This window comes from Shewanella surugensis (genome assembly GCF_023284005.1).
Lineage (GTDB): Bacteria > Pseudomonadota > Gammaproteobacteria > Enterobacterales > Shewanellaceae > Shewanella > Shewanella surugensis.
On record NZ_JAKIKS010000039.1, the window covers coordinates 37087 to 43643 of the forward strand.

7 protein-coding genes and 1 pseudogene are annotated in these 6557 nt (G+C 37.6%); 5 read left to right on the top strand and 3 right to left on the bottom strand.

The window, feature by feature from the left end; genetic code table 11:
• Nucleotides 1-18: 18 nt before the first annotated feature.
• The 5 genes from L2764_RS11610 to L2764_RS11630 all read left to right on the top strand — a co-directional run bounded on the left by L2764_RS11610 (nt 19) and on the right by L2764_RS11630 (nt 3345).
• Nucleotides 19-615, top strand: coding sequence for a hypothetical protein (locus L2764_RS11610; RefSeq protein WP_248940387.1), 597 nt, complete (start codon nt 19-21; stop codon nt 613-615).
• 113 nt (nt 616-728) lie between these two features.
• Nucleotides 729-1226, top strand: coding sequence for a hypothetical protein (locus L2764_RS11615; RefSeq protein WP_248940388.1), 498 nt, complete (start codon nt 729-731; stop codon nt 1224-1226).
• A gap of 86 nt (nt 1227-1312) precedes the next feature.
• Nucleotides 1313-1795, top strand: a complete 483-nt coding sequence (locus L2764_RS11620) for a hypothetical protein (RefSeq protein WP_248940389.1) — start codon at nt 1313-1315, stop codon at nt 1793-1795.
• Between the two features lie 315 nt (nt 1796-2110).
• Nucleotides 2111-2323: a hypothetical protein gene (locus L2764_RS11625; RefSeq protein ID WP_248940390.1), complete on the top strand. Its 213-nt coding sequence runs from the start codon at nt 2111-2113 to the stop codon at nt 2321-2323.
• A 176-nt stretch (nt 2324-2499) separates the two neighbouring features.
• Nucleotides 2500-3345: a hypothetical protein gene (locus L2764_RS11630; protein ID WP_248940391.1), complete on the top strand. Its 846-nt coding sequence runs from the start codon at nt 2500-2502 to the stop codon at nt 3343-3345.
• A 194-nt stretch (nt 3346-3539) separates the two neighbouring features.
• Here the strand turns inward: L2764_RS11630 and L2764_RS11635 are convergent, their stop codons facing one another.
• From L2764_RS11635 to L2764_RS11645, 3 genes and pseudogenes are all read right to left on the bottom strand, one after another.
• Nucleotides 3540-3836 carry a DUF1488 family protein gene (locus tag L2764_RS11635; RefSeq protein ID WP_248940393.1) on the bottom strand — a complete coding sequence of 99 codons (297 nt, stop codon included), beginning with the start codon at nt 3834-3836 and terminating at the stop codon, nt 3540-3542.
• 58 nt (nt 3837-3894) lie between these two features.
• Complete coding sequence (locus L2764_RS11640) at nt 3895-4278, bottom strand: hypothetical protein (protein WP_248940394.1); 384 nt, start codon at nt 4276-4278, stop codon at nt 3895-3897.
• Nucleotides 4279-4448: 170 nt separating this feature from the next.
• Nucleotides 4449-5572: pseudogene (locus L2764_RS11645) on the bottom strand (ISAs1 family transposase).
• Nucleotides 5573-6557 lie beyond the last annotated feature (985 nt).

Consider the following 6557-nt stretch of genomic DNA (forward strand, 5'->3'; position numbering starts at 1 on the left):
GAAAGTAAAGGAGTTATTATGTTTTTTTCGAGTAAGCTAGCTAAACTTTATATGGGTATTATTTATGCTATCGCTATTAACTTAGGGTTATCGAGTTTATCTTTCCTCTATGCTGCCAATAACGCTAAAGAGGAAGCCCCCACTAAAATAACGGATCCCCAAGCCACTAAGGCTCAAACCCAACTTACTGAAACGCCAACACCTTCCGTTAAGAAAAAACGCATCACAAGTCAAATAATAGAAGGTCGATACCACTGTACCAACGTGAAAGGTGGGCATTTAAGAAAGCTTAAAATAATCGAAGATGAAAAAATATCGCCCACAGATGAAGGTTTTTATAGTTTTTCTTTATACCTAACAGCAGGAAATAGTAAAGTCTATGGAAATTCCATTGGTTATATGATTTTCGATAGTAAAAGGCAAACCGCTTCAGGCTATCTGAGAAACCAAGTCGACAATAGAGTAGAAGGGGTGGGGGTGCTATATTTTACATTATCCGATACCGGTAGCATCAGCTTTGAAGCCTACTTTATCGACAAATTAGAAAGTCGAGTGGGCTCTAATTTATGCGTCAAACAAAGCAACTCTCATATTCATCAACAATCTGATAAATAAGAAAATAACTGGGTTAAAAATAACATTATTTGTTGTTTCATTCGCTATACCTCTTTACGAGTCTCATTAAATTGGGTTATTTTGATAAGAAACAATGAAAACAAGGTGTCATAATGGAATTTCGTCAAAAAGGCTACTCAATCATTATCGTCTTACTCACCAGCGTATTTTACTCTAGTGTTACCTACGCCAATAGTACGAAACCGATTAAAGATATCATTGCTGGTCAATATATTTGCCAAGGGGTCAAAAAGAAAATAAAAAGAAAACTCACCCTCATTGAAACCCCCCAACATATCGACATCGATAAGCGTTTTTATACTTACAATGTATATTTTTCTGGCAACGTCGATCAAGAGCTAACTGAGGGCAATAAGGTTTTTAGTAACGCCATAGGTTATATGATTGTCGATACACAAAAGCTCAGTGCAGTTGGTTACCTAGAAAATCAAGTCGATAATCGCATTAGAGGCGCGGGCCTAATTGAGTTTGAACTCACAGATTCCAAACCGGTTAAGTTCAGCGCTTATTTCATCGATAGATTCAGAGACAAAATGGGCATCGCACACTGTGAACAAGTCCTTAAAACAGTCGCTCCTCAACCCAATTAGGAACATATATACTCCCTTTATTTTACACACCTCATAATTGCCCACTAAACTCACTATTGAATCGCCACAAAATAGTGAGCAACATTATGGGCATCAATCATCAATACTTTTCAAAATGCTTATCGCTATCCTTATCAATAGTATTTTGCAGTAGTCTCATTTTATTAATCTTGTTGACTCATCCAGCCAATGCAAGCACACATAAAACGCCCCTCAGTACTATTGAAGGTGATTATTACTGCAAACACTTACAGAGCGGTTACAATCCTCAATTAACCATCAACCTCACCCCAACGCTAACCCCATTTGAAGAACGCTTTTATATTTTTCAATTACTTTTTTCTGGATCCGAAAATGCCCTATCAAGCTTCACCAAGGGCTATATGCTCTACGATGTCCAGACACATACAGCCGTCAGTTACCTTGAAAGTAAAAACAAAAAAAACAATAAAAGCCCTGGGTTGACTTATGTCACATTTTCATCCGCACAAGAAATCAGCTTCACCACCTACTTCCTTGAACCCAGCCTCAATAAAATCGGTGAATACTATTGTGAAAAAGAGAGTTAACCCAAAACAGCAAACATGACTAATATGACACCTTTTGCTTAGGATCATTAAGTTGATGAACATTTTTCATCCTATTCGATTACAACAGCTAACGCGTATTATCATGTATATTTTTTTACTAATATCTACACATGCTTGGGCAGATAATGTTCCATTACAGACCATTATCAATGCAACAATATAACCCATGGTTATGATAGACAGTTGAGTATTAGCCTTAATCAAAATATCCCTCCCCCTTGATGAGCGCTTCTTTGTTTTTCAATGATTGTTACAGGTGATTCCAAACAAATAACAGGGCAATAAAAAGGACACATGCTTTATGATGCAAATAAACACATCGCCGTCGATTATGTTGAAAACCAACAGAATAAAAAAATAAAAGAGTCTGGACTCATGTATTTTCAATTTTCGAGCTCTACAGATGTAAGCTTTAATACTTATTTCTTCGAACCCAGCCTCAACAAAATCAGTGAATACCATTGTAAAAAGCCAATGCTACAGTCTAAAAATCAGGCGCAACTGTAGTTTAATCCCCCCTCCACCAATAAGACATTAGAACGCAAAGTAACATAATGATAAGTTTGTCACATAACATGGTGACAAACTATAAAACTGATTCTTTTAGGTTGTAATTTGAAGGTTTCGTCGTTAAATTAGCGCCTTTCTCAATTAAGCTAAAACAAATATAAAGGATTGCATCCGTGCTCAGTTTCACCTTTAACAAAAATATTTTTAAATTATTTTTTTTACTCCCTATTATTGCCATACTCGCTGCCTGCTCAACTCAGCCCCCTATCACACTCGAGCATGAGTTTTGGGAAGGGGGAAAAAGCCTCGGCATTCATATTCAATCTCCTAAACAAGCCAATTTTCGCCCCGAAGGCGCTATAGGCCTTTTAGATTGGGCCATTATCAGCGCAGCAACGAGTGAGCTATCAAATCACATTGAGACCTTGGATGATGAAGGCTTTATTGATATATCAAATGAGTTAAAGCAAAAAATCAGCGAGAACAAACATTCAATAACCTTAACGTCCTTAGATACAGATGCCATTACAGCTAAGACCATCCAAAAATTTAAAGGGAAGAAAAAAGGCGAAGATTTTTATTTCCCAGCCGATCTCACGCCACTAAAAGCAGAATTGAATGTCGATCATTTATTGCTATTTAAGATTTTACGATTAGGCGTAAATCGCAGTTACCATGGCTTTATTCCTCTCTCTGAACCTAATGCTACGATGATAGTTGCAGGTACGTTAGTAGATCTCACCACCAACAAGATGCTGTGGTATGGCCAGCTTAAAGAAGTCACCCCCAATGAAAAAGCATGGGATGAAGGGCCTGAATTTGCAGAACTGACAAAAAACTATCAAACCACAATTAACAGAATGAAAACGGCATTGATTCAAGATTTAACGGCTCAAATCAACAGTAAGCCATTAGATACAGATGAAAAAGTAACAGAAGCAATCGAAGAGCCTACTGATATCAAAACAGCCCAAGATGCTTTACCTGTTCTCCAGCCAGCAGAGCATGCAGAGCAATAATAAAATAGGGAGCTGAAATCAGCTCTCTATATTTAAACGTATTTAATGCTAGTAAATAGATCATATTTGGATAGAAACGCGCTAGAAAAATGTCTATGACTCGAGTTGTTCGATTAGAAAATGTAGTATTTTTAAAACGTTAAGAAATAGGGAAGTTGTGGCGCATTTCCACTTACCTAACCAGTTAAAAGTGATTAGCACTCCGATTCAAATCCATGTGCTTCACAATCAAAAATAACAATAAGAATTAAGTCTTCGCCTTCGAATGCACCAGCCTTGATCTTTCCTACTGCGAGTTCGTTAATGGCTAACCTATTAGCTTCGAATGCTTGTACCTTACCTTCATTAGAACCATCATTGAAGCAATATTGAAGTGCTTCGGAGGATATTAAACAATCAATGGTTCCATCTGGTAATTGTGCTGAAAATGATATGCAATCCCTGTCTTCTTCATAAGCCCATAATGAATTAAATTCTATTTTATCAGACATTTTCACCCTCCATGATCTGAATACCTAAAACAGCAGATGACTTTAACCGTCCGACTACTTAATTCTTATTATAACGTTTTACCACCTTATCCTTAATAATCTCAATAACACCAACCAAGCTATCTTCCCTATTTGACTTTTCAAAATCATCTGGACATATCCAGTTTATGAATTCTGATGCATTATCACCACCGACCATACTAAGAATATAATTTTGAACGTCTTCATCTGAAAGCGCTCTTTTTTCAGACTTTTTTTGTACATGGGCAACATAATGATTTCTTAAGTCAGCAATTGCACTATTTCGATTTATTTCTTCAACATATTTACCTTTAAGAACTTTTATATCTGGGATCTCTTTATTGAGTTCCGCCCCATACTTCTCACAAACCTCAACATATTTACGGCAATTCATAATGATGGAAAAAAACATAACCGCCATACAGCTTGCCTTTTTACGGGAGATAGAGCACTTTTCGACTCAAAATCTCTTAAAACTTCAACAGCTACAGTCAAGTCACCAATAAGATTAGAACATATACTAACAATTTCGTTGATCCGTTGAGACACAGATGCTTCTCCAGTTAGTTATCAGGGCAACCGCATGAGTGATTAACTTTTATCCACATCAGTAGATCCAGAGGTTAATACCTTCTCAAGAAAGGCTGTTTTCATCCACGCTCGCTTTCTCTTTGTTGGAATACTCACTTTCGTTTTTTCTTTTCTTAACATATTCAAAGCTGTTTGACGTAATATCCCCCAGTTTTCTGCACCGTTATCTTTGTAAATTTGGCAGTCATCTTCATTCATTGTTACATCAAGAACCCAATGAAGACTATTTTCTATAGCCCAGTGATCCCTAACGGCTTCAGCAAATTTTTCATCGGTTAATGTCGCTGAACTAATGTAATAACGATATTCTAAGCTTGGCGCTTTCCCTTTCTCTTGGCGATACCCCATGCTAATCCCTATGGTGCTTAGCTTAGCCCACTCTGGGAATTGTTTAGCAAGCTTCTTGCCGTCCAGTATTTGATAACTTCTTGCTTCGTAACGATTACGATTTTTTCTATATTCAAGTGGGTTGACTCTGAACTACGAAAATCTTTAAACATATCTTCGACTGCGTTATGCAGTGACTTTTGGTTTCCCTTGAGTGCTAAAAGATAATCTGCTTTTTGCTTAATGATGGTATTAGCAATGTCTTTTTGGCATCCCATTGCATCGATAGAAACTAATGCCCCTTTAATATCTAACAGCTTTAATAGTTCAGGTATTGCAGTGATCTCATTGGATTTAGCATCTGTGCTGACTTGACCAATAACCATCTTGTTTTTACAAGCAAAAGCATTAACCATATGCAATGTAGAGCGGCGATCTTCTCTGTCATATGAGCCTCTAAGTGTCTTGCCGTCTATCGCAATAATGTCACCTTTTGAGAGCTGATTAATCGATTGCATCCATGTTACGAAACATTGATTGAATTGCTCAGGTTTTATTCTTGCAATAACACGTGCAATCGTATCATCAACAGGGATCCCGGAAGGTAAAAAACCATGCTTTTGAAACCAGTCTAAGTGACCTTCTGCATATTCTTTAATATCTTTCCAACCTTCAGCACCTGCTATCACTGCACATAAGGTCACGAACAATATATCAAAAAGGTGATAAGTGATTTTGGCTGACTGTCGTTGATCATCTAATTGGCCAAAATGCTGTTCAAAAGTGTTAAGGACCATCTTATCTATCACAAAAAGTGAGTATAAGATCACACATTGAAATCTCGGTCAAATTCAATATTTTTTGTACAAAAAACATTCATGATCTGGCCCTGAGTAAGTTATAACCCTTAATTTAGTGCACAGGCACATTTATCAGACTAGTAAAAATACACATAGCTAATATACTGCATTTAATACAACTTAATTGATTACCATCAAAAAATCCATCGTTAAAAACGCGTATTTATTATTCCCCCCCCCTTTCATTCAAGACAACACTAAATCGAAGAAGCATACAGCCTTTGAATTCCCCATCGAAATTGCTGAAATGCGTGCAAAAAATCATGTAAAGCGTAGTAGGGTGAAGAATAATATGATTATTCGTTATAAACGAGAGATAGGGACATCGAACTGGCCTTTAAACATGAACGTTGTTAGGACTAGCAGTCCTCCTAATCCCAGTGTGGATGGGGATCCACGATCTTAGCCCGCTGCAAGCAATAAACATCAACAGAGTTATAGCTCATCACAAACTAACTCGAAAAAAACACACTGTCTTTGTTTTGAATTCCCCATCGAAGTTACCGAAATAAAACATTGAAATTATCGTGAGTGTGAACATGGATGTTCACCTAGTTTTCGCGGGGCAGGACGCCCCATCGGAAATGATAGAATATTTTCAATGAAGTATAAGGATAATAACTTCGCTAGGGGCGGCAGGGTGATCCAAGAGGGAATTGCTGTTGATCCCCTCTTGGCCCAGTGTGAGGGGGAACTCGCGCTCTTCGCCTGCTGCAAGCTATAAACATCAGCAAAGTTAAGAAACAAAAAAGGGAACCGCTTCCTGTTCCCCTTTTTATCTAAAACTAAGGACTATCCATTTAAATGGACTTAGGGGGCGTTGACAATTACGCTAACCAAATCATAGAAGCAGCTAATTGAAGCGTCCCTAAATAGTACTTAGCCTTTCTCTCATAGCGCGTAGCCACTCTACGGAACTGTT